At 47.3% G+C, this 17,549-nt stretch carries 15 protein-coding genes; 4 read left to right on the top strand and 11 right to left on the bottom strand.

Features of this window, described 5'->3' with window-relative positions; all coding sequences use genetic code 11:
- Positions 1–131: 131 nt before the first annotated feature.
- From BW972_RS11305 to BW972_RS11290, 4 genes are all read right to left on the bottom strand, one after another.
- The gene (locus BW972_RS11305; RefSeq protein ID WP_076422211.1) at positions 132–2,480 is read right to left on the bottom strand and encodes a GumC family protein; all 2,349 of its coding nucleotides are present in this window, start codon (positions 2,478–2,480) and stop codon (positions 132–134) included.
- Between the two features lie 17 nt (positions 2,481–2,497).
- A complete protein-coding gene (locus tag BW972_RS11300) occupies positions 2,498–3,280 on the bottom strand; it encodes a polysaccharide biosynthesis/export family protein (RefSeq protein ID WP_076422210.1) in 783 nt (260 codons plus the stop codon).
- 211 nt (positions 3,281–3,491) lie between these two features.
- On the bottom strand, positions 3,492–4,475 hold the full coding sequence (locus BW972_RS11295) for a DUF1574 family protein (protein WP_076422209.1): 984 nt from the start codon (positions 4,473–4,475) through the stop codon (positions 3,492–3,494).
- Positions 4,476–4,478: 3 nt separating this feature from the next.
- The gene (locus BW972_RS11290) at positions 4,479–5,963 is read right to left on the bottom strand and encodes an MBOAT family O-acyltransferase (protein ID WP_076422208.1); all 1,485 of its coding nucleotides are present in this window, start codon (positions 5,961–5,963) and stop codon (positions 4,479–4,481) included.
- A 162-nt stretch (positions 5,964–6,125) separates the two neighbouring features.
- Here BW972_RS11290 and BW972_RS11285 point away from each other — a divergent pair, with 162 nt between their 5' ends.
- Positions 6,126–7,019 carry a flavin reductase family protein gene (locus tag BW972_RS11285; protein WP_076422207.1) on the top strand — a complete coding sequence of 298 codons (894 nt, stop codon included), beginning with the start codon at positions 6,126–6,128 and terminating at the stop codon, positions 7,017–7,019.
- Positions 7,020–7,120: 101 nt separating this feature from the next.
- Here the strand turns inward: BW972_RS11285 and BW972_RS11280 are convergent, their stop codons facing one another.
- From BW972_RS11280 to BW972_RS11265, 4 genes are all read right to left on the bottom strand, one after another.
- Positions 7,121–7,882: a DUF6503 family protein gene (locus tag BW972_RS11280; protein WP_076422206.1), complete on the bottom strand. Its 762-nt coding sequence runs from the start codon at positions 7,880–7,882 to the stop codon at positions 7,121–7,123.
- A 335-nt stretch (positions 7,883–8,217) separates the two neighbouring features.
- Positions 8,218–8,880, bottom strand: coding sequence for a YceI family protein (locus BW972_RS11275; RefSeq protein WP_040574285.1), 663 nt, complete (start codon positions 8,878–8,880; stop codon positions 8,218–8,220).
- A gap of 544 nt (positions 8,881–9,424) precedes the next feature.
- A complete protein-coding gene (locus tag BW972_RS11270; protein WP_076422205.1) occupies positions 9,425–10,084 on the bottom strand; it encodes a YceI family protein in 660 nt (219 codons plus the stop codon).
- A gap of 119 nt (positions 10,085–10,203) precedes the next feature.
- Positions 10,204–10,653 (bottom strand): MarR family winged helix-turn-helix transcriptional regulator, encoded by a 450-nt coding sequence (locus tag BW972_RS11265; RefSeq protein ID WP_076422204.1) that lies wholly within the window; start codon positions 10,651–10,653, stop codon positions 10,204–10,206.
- Positions 10,654–11,202: 549 nt separating this feature from the next.
- Between BW972_RS11265 and BW972_RS11260 the strand changes: the two genes are divergently transcribed.
- The 3 genes from BW972_RS11260 (at position 11,203) to BW972_RS11250 (ending at position 13,411) form a co-directional block, all read left to right on the top strand.
- Positions 11,203–12,210, top strand: coding sequence for a c-type cytochrome (locus BW972_RS11260; protein WP_076422203.1), 1,008 nt, complete (start codon positions 11,203–11,205; stop codon positions 12,208–12,210).
- Between the two features lie 150 nt (positions 12,211–12,360).
- Entirely contained in the window at positions 12,361–12,882 is a 522-nt protein-coding gene (locus BW972_RS11255; protein ID WP_083674153.1) for a methylated-DNA--[protein]-cysteine S-methyltransferase, read from the top strand.
- A 97-nt stretch (positions 12,883–12,979) separates the two neighbouring features.
- Positions 12,980–13,411 (top strand): RDD family protein, encoded by a 432-nt coding sequence (locus tag BW972_RS11250; protein WP_076422202.1) that lies wholly within the window; start codon positions 12,980–12,982, stop codon positions 13,409–13,411.
- A 3-nt stretch (positions 13,412–13,414) separates the two neighbouring features.
- Here BW972_RS11250 and BW972_RS11245 read toward each other — a convergent pair whose 3' ends face one another.
- The 3 genes from BW972_RS11245 to BW972_RS11235 form a co-directional block, all read right to left on the bottom strand.
- Positions 13,415–13,975: a SixA phosphatase family protein gene (locus tag BW972_RS11245; RefSeq protein ID WP_007657696.1), complete on the bottom strand. Its 561-nt coding sequence runs from the start codon at positions 13,973–13,975 to the stop codon at positions 13,415–13,417.
- A 133-nt stretch (positions 13,976–14,108) separates the two neighbouring features.
- Positions 14,109–14,489, bottom strand: coding sequence for a GxxExxY protein (locus tag BW972_RS11240; RefSeq protein WP_076422201.1), 381 nt, complete (start codon positions 14,487–14,489; stop codon positions 14,109–14,111).
- A gap of 96 nt (positions 14,490–14,585) precedes the next feature.
- Positions 14,586–17,465, bottom strand: a complete 2,880-nt coding sequence (locus BW972_RS11235) for a tetratricopeptide repeat protein (RefSeq protein WP_076422200.1) — start codon at positions 17,463–17,465, stop codon at positions 14,586–14,588.
- Positions 17,466–17,549 lie beyond the last annotated feature (84 nt).

The following is a 17,549-nucleotide window of genomic DNA, read 5'->3' as shown; positions in this document are numbered from 1 at the left end:
TCTTTTATATTTGTTTTTATTGTTCCAAATTATACTACACCATTCGGACAGCATGACCTATCCCCACACATTTATTTCCACGTTAGCTCTATCCATTCTTTCTTCCTGTTCTCAGGAGAGTCAAGGGTGGTTTACTTCACTAACTTCCTAATCCTGCTCCCAATGCTTTTTTTCTCTTCCTCATAATAATTACCATAGCCGTATCCGTAGCCATAAGAGTAGCCATAGCTGTTATTCTTTTTAGCATCGTTCAGCACAATCATCGGATGCTTTAGCTTGCGTGACCTATAAAGGTCATCAATAATTTGCAATTGCTTTTTGCTTGTATAATTATAGCGCACAATGTACAAGCTGGAATCAATGTATGGTGCTAGTGCCAATGAATCTGCTACCTGCCCGATCGGGGAAGAATCAATAATAATATAGTCAAAACCAGCTTTCAGTTCGTCGATCAGCACCCCGATTTTAGGTAGCAACATTAGTTCGGCTGGATTAGGTGGAATAGGCCCGGAACCAATAATAGCAAGTTCTGGCAGATCCGGAGCAAACTGAATTAGGTCGTCAATTTGTACATTATCGGAGATAAGGTAATTGGTAATTCCAATATTATTGGGAAGATTTACACCTTGCGTTAATTTAGGTTTACGTAAGTCAAAACCTAATACAATGACTTTTTTTCCTGTCATTACCAAGCTTGCCGCTAAGTTTAAGCTAAAGAAAGTCTTTCCTTCACCGCTCATACTGGAAGTTATTAGTATGACTTTATTCTCTTTACCTCCAGCAGCAAACTGAAAATTTGCCCGCAATAATCTAAACAACTCAGCACTGGTACTACGGCTTTCTTGGTTGACCACAAGCAGATTCCCGGTATCATTATGTGCAATTTCACCTAAGATTGGCGTTAAGGTTGATTTTTCGACATCCCTTGATTCTTGAACCGTATCATTAAGCATATCCTTTAAGAAAAGTCCCGCAAAAGGTATGGCTAACCCTGCAATTAAAGCATACAAATATAGAGTACTTGGTTGCGGCTCGATTGGAGTGCCACTTGCTGAAGCTTTGTCTACTACTCTTGAATTTGAAACTGTCACTGCTTGAGAAATTGCAGCTTCTTCTCGTTTCCGTAATAGGTATAAGTACAGCCCTTCCTTAATTCCTTGTTGCCTGTTAATTTTCAACAGATCCCGCTCCATAGAAGGAAGTTCGATAAGCTGATTTTCATAGCGATCTATATTCGCTTGGTAATTTTTTCTAAGTAGCAGTATATTTTCCCGAAGGTTCTTAATAGTCTCTAAAATATTCGTTCTCAGGCTTTCAAGCTGACTTTCTGCGTTTTGAACCAAGGGACTTCCTGGTTTAACACTGCGTAGCATGGATTGCCTCTGGGACTGTAATTGATTAAAACTTCCTATTAAGTTAGAAAGTGTTCCATCTCCTACCCCTAACGTAGTAGGAACAGCCTCGAACTTAGTCTCTTCATTACTTATATACTTTTCAATTGACTTGAGTACCTCTAACTCAATTTCTGTACTGATAAGTTGTTTGCTAAACTCATTTACCGTACCTGAATAAAGCCCTGAGTATGATGGGATAGCTACTGGTTTATTTTTTCGCTTATATTCTTCAACGTCCTGTTCTACTGCATCTAGTTCCTTAGTCAAGTATATAAGCCTTTCATCTATAAACTTAATGGTGTTGGCAATCACTTGATTTTTATCTTCGATACCTTCCCTGTTATAGACTTCAATCAGTTTGTTAATTACATCTTTACCTTTAGCAGGCACGGCATCATTCATACTAATTTCCATCACTGACGAGGCACTGTTGATACTTTTAATGTTTAACTTGCCGCTGTAATGATTTGCCAATTTTCTTATATCATTGAACTTAACAGAGATCCTTCTATTGGCAGCAACGTCTGTATCCGCTATTATGGTGAAAGAGGACCCATACATGTTTAGTTTTTCACCATACCGATGACTCCCAATCTTATTCTCTCCACGATACAGGTCATAAAATTGTCCATCTTTGTTATGCACTATAAAACTTTTACCGATAGTTGCTGAGTCAAGGTTAGATATTATTATCTTAAGTGGAAGCTCTTTACCATACAGTTCTGTCGTCTTAAACCGACCTACGCTGTAAAATGAAGTTTGATAATCCAATTCAGTGAGGACGCGCTCCATCAAGCCAACTGACTTTAATATTAAAAGTTCATTTGACAAAGAGTTAGTAGTGCGAAAAAAAGCCAATTCGCCTAATGCCTGTGTACTAGGTCCTTCTCCTACAGACTCATCTTTAATAAGAATACTCGCTCTTATTTTATAAACTGGAATTGTATATCGTAAATAAACGTGAACGACAGCAAAGCTGATTATTACACCTAAAATAAACAGATACCAGTATTTGAGATACTTTAGTACTAAGCCTTTTAAATCAATTGACTCGTTTTGCGAATCATTGAACTCCAAATCAGACATAGGGAAAATCTAAGAAATTACAATAATCTATACAACACGAAAGCAGATGATATTAATCCAGCTGCAAATCCCCAGTTCCTTCTGATAAAACTTGTACCAGAAACCTTTGCATTTGTAGGTTCAACGTAAACTATATCGTTCTGCTGCAGATAGAAGTAGGGAGAATACAACGTTTCTTTTTTATTTAGATTAACCCTTGCCATTGTTCTGACACCGTTTTCTTCACGAATTATGAGCACCTTTTCCATTTTGCCATACACGGAAATACCACCTGCCATAGCAAAGCCTTCTAACAAATTCACATCTTCATTGTCCCCTGGTACTTCAATAATTCTATTCCCTCCTTCACCCAGCATCGTAAATCTAAAATTCTGAAGTCTTACCTTTACGATAGGGTCTTGAACATACTCCTGAACCTGCAACAGGACGCTATCTCGTATTTGTTCCGTTGTCAGGCCTTGTACCTTTAAATTTCCCAATACAGGAAAATCTATTGTTCCTTTCGTATCCACAAGGTACTCACTTCCCCTGCCACCCTGCCGCATCTGATTACCCCCGCCACCTACACCTTCATCATCTATTAATCCTCTACTGAACATCATATTGGTTTCGCGGTTTGGCGTAAGGACCTCTATTGTTAGGAGATCACCAGGCTTTATAGACAAGCGTTTCATTTCAACAGGCTCAGTTATGAGAGCCTGTTGCTCGAGGTCACTCAAATAAACAATATTCCGGGTACGGAGCGAGTTGCAAGAAGCGAAAAAGAGAAGACTTAGAAAAAGTGCCAGTTTAATTTTCATACAGGTAAACATGTTTGCTAAGGCTCTCGCCAGCAAAGCAAATTAAGCGTCCAAAGGCAAATACATAAGTTTGCCAGAAAGCAAAATTACGTAAAATGTTTATGAATACAGATTTTTAGAAATTTAATTAGATAAATTATCTTAGTGACAATAGTATTCGGAGACTTAAATTATTAAAATTTAATATAACTTCGTTCACATTAAATATCATTTATTTGTCGCTATTAGCTAACTTTCCATTATATAACTTGATAAAGTCATTAATGAAAACTTTATTAAACTTAACAACTCCAGATTGATTTAGGTGACTAGCATCATAAAAATCAGTTTGTGAATTTAGTTCTAAGTCTGGTCTTTGGTTATAATCTATTAATCTAATATTATTCTCTTGTGCTAACTGATTTATGAATCGACTATATTCATTATAATTCAAAACAGTCTCTTTTTTTTCTCTCGTGACAGGAGTTACAACGAATGTCAAGTCAATATTATTCTCCTTACAAAGCTTTACAATTTTCTTGACAGAATTAACCTGTATATCCGCAGGCTTGAAAGTGATTTTCTTTAATGATGCAAGTTTTAATGAATCATCTGCATTTTGTTTTATAAATGATTCTACAAACCCATTCTGAACATATTGGTCATTTTTAAAATCTTTTTGCTCATCAGTAGAAATAGGTTTGTAAAGCTGCCTTATATAACTTATCAAAAGTGTATTATACAACATGATGTCATCACTCTCTCTTGCAATATCTATTGCAGTTTCATTTATCTCTGAATTTGATATTATATCTACACCAGCTTCTACTCCAGTTTTTTGTAACATTGACCAATAAAGATCCATTACAATATGTTTGGGTTTTTCTCGCTTAAGAAAATCCCTTAAAAGAAAGTATGTCACATACGGCGGTTGGGCTGAAGTTCCATAGTTGAATGATTTAAAACCATGTTTTTCTAAAATCCGTGTATCGAACGCTCGATACACGTGTGAAGACCCCAAAATTAACACATCTAATTCTTTCACTTTTTTTGCTTCATCCAGTCGAAGCAAAGTATACCCATAGCCACCTACTTTATATTTTGCATTAGGGAGTTTATTTACGTGGCCTAAAATAAGTAATAGAGTAAGTGCACCTAGGTATATAATTACGAAAGCAGAAAATACAAGAAGAATTCTAATGAATAACTTTTTCATATTTTAAAATTGAAAATATATAAACTCTGTTTCATCGAATCTTCCGAATAGCAGGATAAATGCTATCACAGCTCCATAAGCAAAAACTCTTATCGATGACGGAAGCACTTCCAGTGAAATATTCATATTCTTTTCCCTAAACCAATCAATTACTAGTAAAACCATAATAGCTAGTATGCCTAGCGCGAAAAATATAGTTGACCTCCCTAGAATGAGCCATTCTTCCCTTAATCCTTCTATGTTAAATACTATTGTTCTCACTGATTCTTCTAAACCTGTAAACATGTGAGTAGAAATGTACCAGGCATCCCCAATCGTGTTGGCTCTAAAGAACACCCAAGCCAGGCAAACCACAGTGAAGGTAGTTACCATCTGCAAGATACTTTCCATGCTCGATGCCTTCGTCAATCCAAATCTTTTTGCTAACCCGTTACGCTGATCTTTAGTCACCTCTCCGAACACCTGATAAATACCGTGTAGAGCACCCCACACCAAAAAAGTCCAGTTAGCCCCGTGCCAGAAGCCGCTCACCAGGAACACCACGAAGATGTTGTAGTACCAACGCCACTTCACCACCCGGTTGCCTCCGAGCGGGATGTAGAGGTAATCCCTGAACCAGGTGGAGAGGGAGATGTGCCAGCGGCCCCAAAACTCCTTGATGGATTTAGAGAAATAGGGTCTGCGGAAGTTCTCCATCAGGTCAAAGCCCATCACCCGAGCCGCCCCGATGGCCATGTCCGAGTAGCCCGAGAAGTCGCAGTAGATCTGGAAGGCGAAGAACACGGTGGCAGTGATTAACGGTATGCCTTCATATTCTGTCGGATTGTTGTAGACCGTATTCACCATTGGTGCCAAGCGGTCTGCCACGACCACTTTTTTGAACAGCCCCCAAGCCATTAGCTTAAGCCCGCTTGTAACCCTATCATAATCAAAGTCGTGCTTCTGCCTGAGCTGGCCCAGCAGGTTGCCCGCCCGCTCGATAGGACCCGCCACCAGCTGCGGAAAGAACGTCACGAAGAGCGCAAAGATGCCCAGGTGCTTCTCCGCCTTGATCCTGCCGTAGTACACGTCGATCGAGTAGCTCATCGTCTGGAAGGTATAGAAGGAGATACCCATGGGCAGCAGCAGCTCGAAGGCGGGCGCCGCGTAGCTCACCCCCATCAGATCGGCCAGATCAGAGGCAGCGCCGTTGAAGAAGTTGTAGTACTTGAAGGTGAAGAGAATACCCAGGTTGGAGAGCAGGCTCAGCCACAGCCAGGGCTTGCGCCGCTCCCGCTCCTCCTCCGGGTAGCGGTCCATCATGATGCCACAGGTGTAGTCGATCAGGGTGGAGATGACCAAGATGATGGCGTAGTCCACCCGCCAGAACATATAGAAGGTGTAGCTGGCAACAAGCAGCAGGAGCCAACGGAAGCGGTAAGGCAGCAGGAAGTAGAGCCCAACCACGGTCGGAAAGAACAGCAGGAACTCGAAGGAATTGAATAGCATAAGTTTGTTTGATCAACGTATTGTTCAATCTGCAAACTTGCGTATTTTGATCAAATTTAGGAAGTAAAATGCAATGTTTTTAGTAAAGCCTAGTAAACTGCTCAAATTTAAGAATGGCTTATTATTATTAACTTGCAGCCCACCATTATAACCCGCTACACCATGAAAACGATAAACCCGAAGGAAACCAAAACGGCGGAAGTGCACGCATTATTGCTGGGGGCGATTGCGCCGCGGCCGATCGCCTTTGCCAGCACGGTGGATGAGAAGGGAAATGTGAACCTGAGCCCTTTCAGTTTCTTTAATGTGTTCAGCGCCAAGCCGCCGATCGTGGTCTTCTCCCCTGCCCGCCGCGTGCGTGACAATACGAGCAAGCATACCCTGGAGAATGTGGAGACGACCCGGGAGGTGGTAATCAACATCTGCAACTATGATATTGTGGAGCAAATGTCGCTAGCCAGCACGGAGTATGACAAGGGCATTAACGAGTTTATCAAGTCAGGTCTGACGCCGGAACCATCGGTGATGGTGAAGGCCCCGTGGGTGAAGGAAGCGCCTGTTGCCATGGAATGCCGGGTGAATGAGGTGATCAGCCTCGGGCCGGATGGCGGTGCTGGCAACCTGGTGATCTGTGAGGTGCTGCTGATTCATGTAAATGAAAATATACTGAACGAAGAAGGCAAAATTGATCCTTATAAACTGGATGCCGTCGCACGTATGGGTGGTGACTATTACCTGCGAGCAAACGGTGACTCCATATTCGAGCTTCCTAAGCCAGTGCGTAACAAAGGAGTTGGGGTGGACCAGATACCTGATTTTATTCGAAACAGTAAGTTATTGACTGGAAACCACCTGGCTCGCCTGGGAAATACAGAAGTAATCCCTACTGCTGAGGAAGTGGAGGCATTTAAATCTGATCCGCTGGTTAGCTATACCTTGAGCAAGTACGTGCATGATAAAGCGCAGTTACGTGCAGAACTTGAGAAACTGGGTAAAAAGCTGCTTGATGACCACCAGGTGCTGGCGGCGTGGAAGGTTTTGTTGATGGGTGAGTGAGTGTGATGCACGAATGTCATCCCCCTGCCCCCTTCTTTGTCGAGGGCCCCTACCCCCAAGGGGGACTCTCCTTGCACGATTGGACAGGTCGCGACCTGTCCCTACAGGCTTTCTATCTCTTTCACCTCAATTTCCTCTAGCACAATCTCAGAGACTTTCTCCATTTGCCCTGCTTCGAAGGCCTGGTCATAGGCTTCCAGCGGAATAGTCTCGTCTTTTAAGGTATAGTTGTTATAATCCTGGAATAAGATGCCGCCGATGGTGCGGGGGTTGATGGCTTCGCGGAAGCGGGTGCCGCCGTCGTTTTCCTGGAAAGAGTAGGCCAGGTAGTCCATGGTGTGGCGCTGTTGGTGGAACCAGTAAATGTAGACATCCTGGTAACCTTCCCCACCGCCTTCCTGGGCAAAGGTGACACGCACCTTGTGGTAAGGCTCGCCTTTGATGGTGCTTTCGCCCAGGTATTCTTTCTGCACAGCCTCGTCGTTAAGGGCGTAAGGCAGCAGGGCAAAGTAAATCACGGAGTTAACGGAAGCGGTATAGGCTTTCTGTTTTTCTTCAGGAAGGTCTACCTCTGCACCATTCACCGTGCGGGTAAAGCCGCTGTTACGCCACACATCGCGCACCTCCTGCCCGGTGGAGTCTGCAAAAGTACGGCTGTACACAAATACCCCACCATCGCGCAAAGCCCGGTACTGCCTGTCCCGGAACTCAAAGCTGATCGCACTCTTCAAAAAGCGCTCACCACCATGCGCCTCAATCGCCTGATCCACGATCTGCTGCGCATCGGGCTGTTTTTCAGTCTGGCAGGAAGTAATGGAGATCAGGAATAGAAATAATAGAGCGTAAAGTGCTTTGGGTGCCATGGTGTGGTGGGTTTTAATTGCATGCAAGTTAATCAATTTTCAAATTACCGTTTCATCGTAGGGACAGGTCGCGACCTGTCCGAATCGTGCATAAGTACTATCCTAATAATGCGTCATCCCCCTGCCCCCTTCTCTGTCGAGGCCCCCTACCCCCAAGGAGGACTTTCTTTTTATGCCACAAGTTTGAGTGCAACGGAAACTTGCGGTATTATTGTTTCTTATAAGGTTCAGATCTCTCCTATCGTCGAGATGACAAAAGTAAAAACAAAAAGCCCTCCCCTAAAAACAGGGGAGGGCTTGGGAGGAGTTTACCTACTTGGGGGAGGTAATATCAATTACTTCTTGGCCGTAAGATCCAGGCTTACCGTGAAGTTATCGTCGATTACTTTGTCGCCCAGGTCATCGAAGAAGCTCTTAGAACCGTAGCGTACGTCGTATTTTGCACGGTCAACGATCACATCGGCTTTGGCAGTGGCTGTGCCGTTCGTAACGTTGATCGTAGCCGGGAAGCTAACCGGGTTGGTCTTACCTTTGATAGTCAGGTCGCCTTCTACGTTATAGTTTGGCTGACCGGCAGCAGCATCGGCAATCGGGCTGATGCGGTTGATTTTGAAGTTAGCAGTCGGGTGCTGCTCTACACCGAAGAAATCGTCCGACTTCAGGTGACCTACCAGGTCGCTGTTGTACTTGGCATCTTCGATGTCAGTGTTTGTGATAGAGGCCATGTCGATGGTAAACTCACCACCTACTACCTGGTCGTCCGCTACTACCAGTTCACCGCCTTGCAGGCTGATGTTACCAGAGTGCTCGCCACCTACTTTTTTACCGTTCCAGGTCAGCTCGCTGGCAGCAGGATCTACGGCATACGCATCGCCTTCAGCTGTAGCAGTAGCTTCAGTAGTTACGGCAGTTGTGTTTTCAGTTGCAGTGTTGCTGTCGGTGCAGGCAGTAAAGAAAAGCGCTGCGGCCATAGAAGCAAGGATTGCTGTCTTTTTCATGTGATTCTAATTTAGATAATAATAGTTTTCTGAATTTGAGTTACAAATTTAATGTATATACATTTATTGTACAAACATAGTTCAGATTATTTTGTTTGAATCTGCACATAGGACCCCTGCCCTAGGAATTTACAGGATTTAAGAGGTTCCCTTCCCCCAGAGGGGAATTGGGAACGATTGTCATCCCCCTGCCCCCTTCGAAGGGGGACTTTTCTATTACTGCCTCTTCACAGGTATAAGCGCTGTAGGTTCTGTAACAGCACGCACCGCTGGCAGGTATAACAAGACTAACTTGCCCTTCCAGCTATAAAACAGATCACCTGAGCCAAGTGCGCTCTTGACGATTTTGTGTTTGAGCGGTCAGCGAGTTTAAAATCGTCTTGACTTTTTTGCTTACTTTTTGTGTCAAGACAAAAAGTGAGGCCCGCCCGGCCAGGGCAAGCTATAAAACAATACTGGTTGCTATACCTGCATAAGCACATATACAAAAAAAGCTCTCCTCTTTCACAGAGGAGAGCTTTGCTAAATCCTGAGGTTATACCTATTAACTATTCGTCTGCTTTGCCTTTACATTGAAACTCACAGTAAACTCATCATAGATCGCTTTGTCACCCAGGTTCTCGAAGAAATTGCTGGAGCGGTAGCGGATGTCGTATTTAGTGCGGTCCACCGTCACATCAGCTTTGGCAGTGGCTACGCCGTCTTTCACGGTGATGGTGGCAGGGAAGCTAACCGGGTTGGTGATGCCTTTGATGGTCAGGTTGCCTTTTACGTTGTAATTCGGCTGGCCAGCGGCGGCTTTTGCGATTGGGGTAGTTTCAGTGATCACAAAAGTAGCGCCTGGGTGCTTGTCTACACCGAAGAAATCATCCGACTTGAGGTGACCTACTAATTTACCGTTCATACCGGCATCCTTGATGTCTTCCACTGTGATCGAACTCATGTCAAATTCAAAGGTGCCACCGGTCACGCGGTTCTTATCTACCTGCAGCTGACCACTTTTCAGAGAGATCTTGCCATAATGCTCGCCTGTCACTTTTTTGGCGTTCCAGTTTACTTCGCTGGCGCTCGTCTCAACAGCAAAAGTTCGTCCTTTGGCAGGAGCAGCCACTTCTGTTGCATTCAGATCGGTGTGGGAGGTGCCGGTGAAGGCAGATAGCATCAGCGCAGCTGCGAATGATGCCAGAATAGCGGTCTTTTTCATGTGTTGATTTATTGATTTTTAAGTGGTTGGATGTTTTATTTTTAAAATGGTTTAATGATCGAGTTGATAATTGTTGGGTGCACGATTAACCCACCCCTAGCCCCTCCAAGGAGGGGATTTCAGCTTCTTACTTTATCCAGCAGTTTGCTTAGTTGCAGCGCCTCTTCATCTGAGAGGTTGGTAATGCCTGTTCCCTTTCCTCCTTCCAGCTCGTCCATCTGCCTGAGCAAGTCCAGGCCTTTGTCGGTGATCAGCACATCTACGGTACGCCGGTCGTTCGGGCACTGCTGGCGGGTCACCAACTCTTTGGCAACCAGCTTATCCACGATGCGGGAAGCGTTGGAAGTCTTGTCGAGCATCCGTTCGATCAGCATGCTAACGGTAGCGGGCTTCGGGTATTGTCCACGCAGGATACGCAAAATATTGTACTGCGGCAAACTTACGCCAAATGGCTTGAACTGCCCACTCTGCTGCTGCTCCACCCACCCGGCGGTATACACCAGGTTGATATAGGCCTTCTGGTGCGGGCTCCTGAATACCGACTGCTTAATTTCTTCTTCTATTTTCATTTTCTGTTGTTTCGTTGTTGGTATTAACCTGCTCCTCCTGAAAATTATCTGAATCAAGATTTGCAGGATTAAAGAGGGCCCCTACCCCCACGGATTAACAGGATTCTCGCATATGCCGGATTCAACTTCCTTATCCACCCATGCCGCAAGTTACCGCTTCGCTCAAACTTGAGGGATAGTTGGGGAATCCTATACCTCACAAAGCGGCCGGAGTCCGCTAAATAGCACACACTCGCGGGACGCGAGCGAGGGTATCTATAAATTAATCCTGTAAATCCTTAAATTCTGTAAATCCTTGGGGTAGGGGCCCTATGTAGAGAATCAGACAAGATCACCCCTCCTACAAATATATGTACATACATTTAATACAACAACATAGTTCAGGATTCTACTCAAATATATTTCACTTCTGCTTCCTGAAAACAGCGATGCACTAAAAATATATAATCAAAGCTACATCACCTCTTGATTATAAAAATATTTATTTAAAATATTACGGTTTATAGTCTAACCTGATCCTAATCTCTAAACCTCATACTTCTCACGATTATGAAAAAAGCATTTAAAATCATCGGTATACTGCTTGTGGCGCTGGCAGTGGTGGCGGCAGCGGGTATTGTATACCTGCGCTATACCTTCCCGAAGGTAGATGCGGCACCGGTCATCACGATCGATAAAACACCGGAGATGGTGGAGCGGGGAGCATACCTGGCCAATCATGTGGCGGTTTGCATCGACTGCCACTCGACCCGCGACTTCTCCCGCTTCTCCGGGCCGATCGTTGAAGGCACCTATGGCAAGGGAGGTGATGTATTTGACCACTCCATGGGCTTCCCCGGCACGTTCTATGCCCGCAACATCACACCCGACAAGGAAACTGGTATAGGCAACTGGACCGACGGCGAGATCTACCGCGCCATCACGACCGGTGTCAGCCGCAACGGCGATCCGCTCTTCCCGGTGATGCCCTATAAGTCCTATGCCAGCATGAGCACCAATGATGTGTACGCCATCATTTCGTATATCCGCACCCTTGATCCTATCAAACACAAGGTGCCGAAGGGCGATCCGGACTTCCCGATGAACCTGATTCTACGTACTATCCCCTCCGGCAGTCCTACGCCTACGGATGAGCGCAGCTTAACAAGCGAAGTGCTGCGCGGCAAGTACCTGCTTTCCATCGCGGCCTGTGCCGACTGCCATACGCCGCAGGAAAAAGGAGCTCCCATTGAAGGCAAGTACCTGGCGGGTGGTTTTGAATTCAATTTCCCGAACGGAGCCGTGCTGCGCTCTCTCAACATCACACCTGATAAGCAGACAGGTATAGGCAACTGGACTGAAGACGCCTTTGTGCAACGCTTTAAGAACTATGAAGCACCCGAGGCCACTGCCGCAAAACTGGAGCCCGACGCCTTCAACACGATAATGCCCTGGGCCATGTATGCCGGCATGAAAGAAGAGGACCTGCGCGCCATCTATAAATACCTGATGTCTGTGGAGCCAAAAAACAACAAGGTAGAGCGCTATAGCCCACCAGGGGCTGTTGCTAAGAAGTAGGGAGAGTAGCGGGAGCTTGTTATCATCTCGACGAAAGGAGAGATCTGGATTAGCGGATAGCCTGAAATTATTGTTGAAGTTGCTGTCAGAAGTTCAGAATGACGTGGTATAAACGTGGTGAAAGAGGTGTGAAAAAGTTAACTTGCAGGTATGACAGCAAACAGTCTTATGCAGGAAATCACTTACACAACTTATATCAAAAGTCCGCTGGGTCTTTTACGCATTAGTGGCACCGAGCAAGGTATAAGTGAGATCAGGTTTGAGGAAGAGGAGGCTATACCTGCTCTTCCGGAATCATCGATACCAACTTGTCTGCAGGCTTGCGCACAGCAGTTGGAAGAGTATTTTGCAGGCGAACGTCAGGATTTTGACCTGGTACTCGCCCCTGCAGGCACCGCCTTCCAGAAGCAGGTATGGCAGGAACTGCAAGGTATACCGCATGGCAAAACCACCAGTTACCTGGCTGTGTCAAGGGCTGTTTCGGGTGAGAAAGCCATACGTGCGGTGGGAGCTGCGAACGGTCGTAACCCGATCTGCATTGCGGTGCCCTGCCACCGGGTGATCGGCAGCGACGGAAGTCTGACCGGTTATGCGGGTGGCCTTTGGCGAAAAGAGTGGCTGCTGCGACATGAAGGTGCCCTGCGAACTGCTACACAAATTCCGCTCTTTTAAAAATTCTAATATTAACCAAAATACTGCAACCCACTTGCATGTATGTAGTATAAAGTAAAAGCACCCTGTGTTAAGGTGCCTTTACCATGTATTACGTATGCAACTGTCTTACCAAAAAGCGAAATCAGACCTGCTCGAAGCCCAGCTGGGTACGCGGGTACTCGCTTTTTGCCTGGACTCACTCTTTCTGATTTCCATTATCGGCCTGATCGAGTACTTTACCTTCAGCAGCAACGAGGAGGCTCTGCTGTTTAAATCGGAGCGCCTGCTGCATATCCTGCTGGGCTGGTTGTACTTTGCTGGCGCCGAAAGTGCTGCCTGGCAGGGCTCCATCGGCAAGCACCTGCTGGGGCTTCGCGTCGTGGGGCATAGCGGCGACCGCATTTCGTTCCGACGCGCCAGCCTCCGCTACCTGCTCAAGCCAGTAAGCATCTTTGTGCTGCTCTTGCAGGCATTGACAGGGACTTCAGTCACTTCCTACTCCCGCCTCTTTCACGACCGCATCTGCAAAACCAGGGTGCTGTCCTGAGCGCTAAGCCCCGAACTCTGTCACTTCTACAGTCGCCGTATTATCCGGACGCACCGTCAGTTTGAACAGATAGCGATACTGGCTGTCTGCAATCTCCTCGAAGGGCTTTTGCGCACCGAATGCCTCAATGATCGGCAGGAGCGTATTGGAGTGTCCGGCTACCACAACCGTCTGCCCGCGATGCTTTTGCAGAATGCGCTCCTTCAGGCCTTCAAAATCATGACCTTCATACTGCACCACCTCGATGTTTCGTTCCTGCGCCAGCGGATAAAGCGTCTGACCGGTGCGCATGTACTTCGTCGCGTACAGGGCGTCTACCTCCTGCCCTTCCAGTAAAGCACGCAGGGCCTCGGCACGGGCATGCCCCGCCTCTGTCAGCTCCGGATCTTCGTTAGACGCTTCCGTGGTATCCTTTTCAGCATGTCGCACCAGGTATACCGTGGTCACTTCCGTAGCGGTCTCTATCTCCTCGATCTGCTGATCAGAAGTAGCGGAGCCGGAGTTGCAGGCACTGAATATGCCCAGGAATAAAAGCAAGAGGCTGATTTGTAAATAGTTTTTCATGAGTTAATATTTAAAATTTGTCTGAATCAGGATTTACAGGATTTTAGGATTTTCAGGATTGATAAATAAACAGAAAGATTATTATTAGTTTGCCAGAAAGAGGCTGATAATTGTTCATCGTAAATATTAAAAACTACGATGGTTTTACCTTGTTCTTATACACTTTCTTATACTGAAGGCTGGTTGCTCCAAAATTGATTAGCAGACCGACCGGGAGGTTATAAGCAACAACGTAATTCTTGGCTTGCGCTAAGTGTACATCTTCTAGCTCGATAAGAGCTTTTAGTTCAATTACAATGCTATCTTCCACAATAAAATCTGCTCTGCGGCTACCAACCTCAATGCCATTGTAGAATATGGCTTGCTCCTTTTCCCGCTCAAAACCTATACCTGCAGCCAGAAGTTCGATTGCCAGGCATCGTTGATAAATCACCTCCTGAAATCCGTTGCCTAGAGTTCGATGAACTTTCATGGCACACCCAATTATTTTAAAAGTCAGCTCTTCCTGATTCATCTGCCATTGTACGAAGCTAAAGGCGATGCTGATATTATTATCAATTATAGATAATCCTGAAAATCTTAAAATCCTGTAAATCCTGATTCAGACAACTCACAACTTATACCCCAGCTCTATACCTGCAGCCAGCAGGCGTTCGGCCTGGCCGCTTTTACCTTCCTGATGCAATAGCCTTACCAGGCTTTGGCGGGCTTCGTAGAGGTACGGGTTTTCGCGTAGGGCAGCTTCGTATGCTTTTTGGGCACGTTTCGGTTCTTTCTCCGCTTCCCATACCTTACCGGAGGCAAACAGAAAATCGGCCAGCTCGGCAGGGGTGTGCTGCACGGGTTGTTTTTTGAGTTCTTCCTGCGCCTTGTGGGCATCCCCCAGGCCGGCATATACCCGGGCTAAAAGGGTGGCCTCGCTGCGGGCACGCACTTTTCCGCTGCTGACAGGCTCCAGCAACTGCTGCGCGGCGGCTTTGTCACCGAGCTGCAACTGCCAGGCAGCCATGCGCACCATGTAACCCGGGCGAGGAGTCCCTGCTGCTGCCAGTATACGTTGCGCTTCTGCCAAAGTCGCAATCGCTTCGGTATACTTGCCCTGTGTGGCCAGCACCTCGGCATACTGCTGGCGAAGTTCGTAGTGTTGCGGTTTACGGGCTACCAGTGCCGCCAGGGTACGCTCCGCCTCCTGCGATGGGGCGGCCGTGCCACGTAACCAGCTGGTATAGGCCTGCGCCTCGTCGCGGCGGTCGCGCAGGTAGGTCGAGATGGTCGGGGCATTCTGCACATAGCGTTCCCCTACTGCAATCGCCTCGGGTAGCCGTCCGTAGGAAGTGTACATCTCACGGAAAGCCTGGTTGATGCGGGCGCGGGTGAGCAGGTCATCCTCCAACAGTAGGGCCTGGTCATAGCGCAATTGCTGCTCCTGCACGGCACGGCGAACCGTCAGCTGCCCTGCTCTGCGTCGGGCCTCCAGCAAGTCAGCCTCAGCGGTATAGATAGGCGCATAGTCTTTATTCACTTGGCGGGCCCGATCCAGCCACTGCTGTGCTTCATCGAAGGCTAGTTGCCTTTGCTTCAGTCCGGCATAGGCCAGCAGGGCGGGTTGGTAATTGGCGTCCCAGATCAGGGCAGAGTCGAGCAGCGCAGCGGCTTTCGGGAAGTTGTGCGCTCTGGTTTCGCGCTCAGCCAGGTTCAGGTATACCTGCGCCCAGTTACTGGCCATGGCCTGTTTGTCGCCAGCCAGGTAAGCTTCCTGCCGCTTCACCAGTTTATCCAGGAAGGTATAAAGTTCCGGATCCTTTGCTTTGAGGTCGCCGGTGGTGTTAATGGACTTATGGTTGAGCGGGTGCACTTTGACAGGCTCAAAATAGGCGGGATAGGTTTGGGCCAGATACTCATGCTCATTGTTGGCGGAATAGTAATCAAGGGAACGGCCTTCCTTCATCGCATTGTGGTAGAGACGACGCACGGCTCGGTTTTCAGCATCTGTAAAAACCCGGCCATGAAACAGGTGCACGTACTCATGCAGCACCACGTTGCGCTCCAGGTAGGCGCCCCGGATGACATACTCAATGGCAGCCGCTCCGCTTCCCACTCCCCGGATATCCATCCACTGGCGGTTATCGAATGTGGTGGCCTGTCGGAAATAAGGCGAATTCATGGCAATGGCCAGATCAATGTGCAGGGGCGGGATCACGAACTTTTCTCCCTGTCGCGACAGAAAAGGGAAATACACCGTACTGGCGTATAGCTGCGACCAGACCATTTTCTGCACGGTTTCTCCAGGGTAATACGTCACATCCGGAAACACCCGGGCGAAGTTGACCGGGTCGGCGATCTTAGTTTGCTGGATGATCTGCGTGAGCGAATCATAGGCGGCCAGGTACACGAGCTGCTTTTGCTTGATGACTGCGGCCAGGGCATTGTGCGCCGGTCCGTAATGCTGCTTCCGGCGCAGAATACGCTGAAAGATCACTTCGGCGGAGTCGAGTCGAGGTTGATCCGGCAGGTCGAAGGCCATGTAATAAGCAGAACCACGGAGCATGTCAGGCAATACAGAGGCCGGATATGCCTGCTGCACCTTGCGTATTTCGGTCAGGGCCTCCTGCAGTTTGCTTTGAGAGATCAACAGATCAGCCGACTGCAGCGCTTTGCGCACAGCTTCATCTTCCGGTTGGGCATAGTCAGCATAGGTGAGATTGGTATGGCCGTTGCCCCAGTGCCAGTGCGTGACGTAGTGCAGCGGATTGAGTTCCAGCGCCAGCTCCCATTGCGCGGCCATGGCGTTGAGCTGCGTGGCATCCACCCGGCGCCAGATGGCATAGCCGTAGTTGAAACGGGCATCAGCATCAAATGGATTCAGCGTCAAGCTCCTGACAAGTGGCTTTTCGGCCTCTTCTGGCTTCTGATCCCAGAACAGCACATCTGACTCCAGTAGGTAAGCAGCCGAATTATTGGGATTCCAACGCTGCACTTTCACAGCCTGTGCGAGGGCTTCGTTGTAACGCTTCTGAAGCATCAGAATACGGCCTGTGATTAAAGTGGCCTCCTCGTCTTTCGGGTCGTTACGCAATAGCCGCTGGGCTGTAGCCATGGCTGCTGGGAGTTCCCAGGCTTGTATCTGCAGTTTGCTTTGTAGCAGCAGTGCTTCCCGGTTGGCAGGCGCTTGTTTTAGCACCTCTCCTACCAGCGCTTCAGCGGCGTGGTACTTGTGCTGCAGCATGGCAAGCCGGGCTTTTGTCAGCTTCACGTCACTAGATGCAGCTGCTTTTTGCAGAAGCGCCTCTGCCTCCTGCCACATGCCGAGATCCAGCATGCGGTCGGCTCTGTCTGCCAGTGACTTGGCCTTCTCCTGTCGCAATTCCTGTCGTTCACGCTCCAATCGGGCTTTAACTTCGGCTACCTGATCCGGGTGCTGGGCAAAGGCAGCAGGTATAGCCACAAGAAAGAAGGTATAGCAAAGGCAGGCAACAAGCAGGCGGGACATAGTTTCTGTTTAGAGAGGCGATTGACAGCCCTAAAATACGCTACCTGATCCTGAAGACAAAGGGATTTGTTGAATTGCTGAATG

Origin of the sequence: Pontibacter lucknowensis, assembly GCF_900156415.1 — a bacterium.
GTDB classification, from domain to species: domain Bacteria; phylum Bacteroidota; class Bacteroidia; order Cytophagales; family Hymenobacteraceae; genus Pontibacter; species Pontibacter lucknowensis.
The sequence above is the reverse complement of the archived record's forward strand: the minus strand, read 5'-3'. Positions and strand labels throughout refer to the sequence as shown.

Coding starts and splice junctions, on each gene's coding strand:
- BW972_RS11305 (WP_076422211.1), bottom strand. CDS start 2,480: ATGTCTGATTTGGAGTTCAATGATTCGCAAAACGAGTCAATTGATTTA.
- BW972_RS11300 (WP_076422210.1), bottom strand. CDS start 3,280: ATGAAAATTAAACTGGCACTTTTTCTAAGTCTTCTCTTTTTCGCTTCT.
- BW972_RS11295 (WP_076422209.1), bottom strand. CDS start 4,475: ATGAAAAAGTTATTCATTAGAATTCTTCTTGTATTTTCTGCTTTCGTA.
- BW972_RS11290 (WP_076422208.1), bottom strand. CDS start 5,963: ATGCTATTCAATTCCTTCGAGTTCCTGCTGTTCTTTCCGACCGTGGTT.
- BW972_RS11285 (WP_076422207.1), top strand. CDS start 6,126: ATGAAAACGATAAACCCGAAGGAAACCAAAACGGCGGAAGTGCACGCA.
- BW972_RS11280 (WP_076422206.1), bottom strand. CDS start 7,882: ATGGCACCCAAAGCACTTTACGCTCTATTATTTCTATTCCTGATCTCC.
- BW972_RS11275 (WP_040574285.1), bottom strand. CDS start 8,880: ATGAAAAAGACAGCAATCCTTGCTTCTATGGCCGCAGCGCTTTTCTTT.
- BW972_RS11270 (WP_076422205.1), bottom strand. CDS start 10,084: ATGAAAAAGACCGCTATTCTGGCATCATTCGCAGCTGCGCTGATGCTA.
- BW972_RS11265 (WP_076422204.1), bottom strand. CDS start 10,653: ATGAAAATAGAAGAAGAAATTAAGCAGTCGGTATTCAGGAGCCCGCAC.
- BW972_RS11260 (WP_076422203.1), top strand. CDS start 11,203: ATGAAAAAAGCATTTAAAATCATCGGTATACTGCTTGTGGCGCTGGCA.
- BW972_RS11255 (WP_083674153.1), top strand. CDS start 12,361: ATGACAGCAAACAGTCTTATGCAGGAAATCACTTACACAACTTATATC.
- BW972_RS11250 (WP_076422202.1), top strand. CDS start 12,980: ATGCAACTGTCTTACCAAAAAGCGAAATCAGACCTGCTCGAAGCCCAG.
- BW972_RS11245 (WP_007657696.1), bottom strand. CDS start 13,975: ATGAAAAACTATTTACAAATCAGCCTCTTGCTTTTATTCCTGGGCATA.
- BW972_RS11240 (WP_076422201.1), bottom strand. CDS start 14,489: ATGAATCAGGAAGAGCTGACTTTTAAAATAATTGGGTGTGCCATGAAA.
- BW972_RS11235 (WP_076422200.1), bottom strand. CDS start 17,465: ATGTCCCGCCTGCTTGTTGCCTGCCTTTGCTATACCTTCTTTCTTGTG.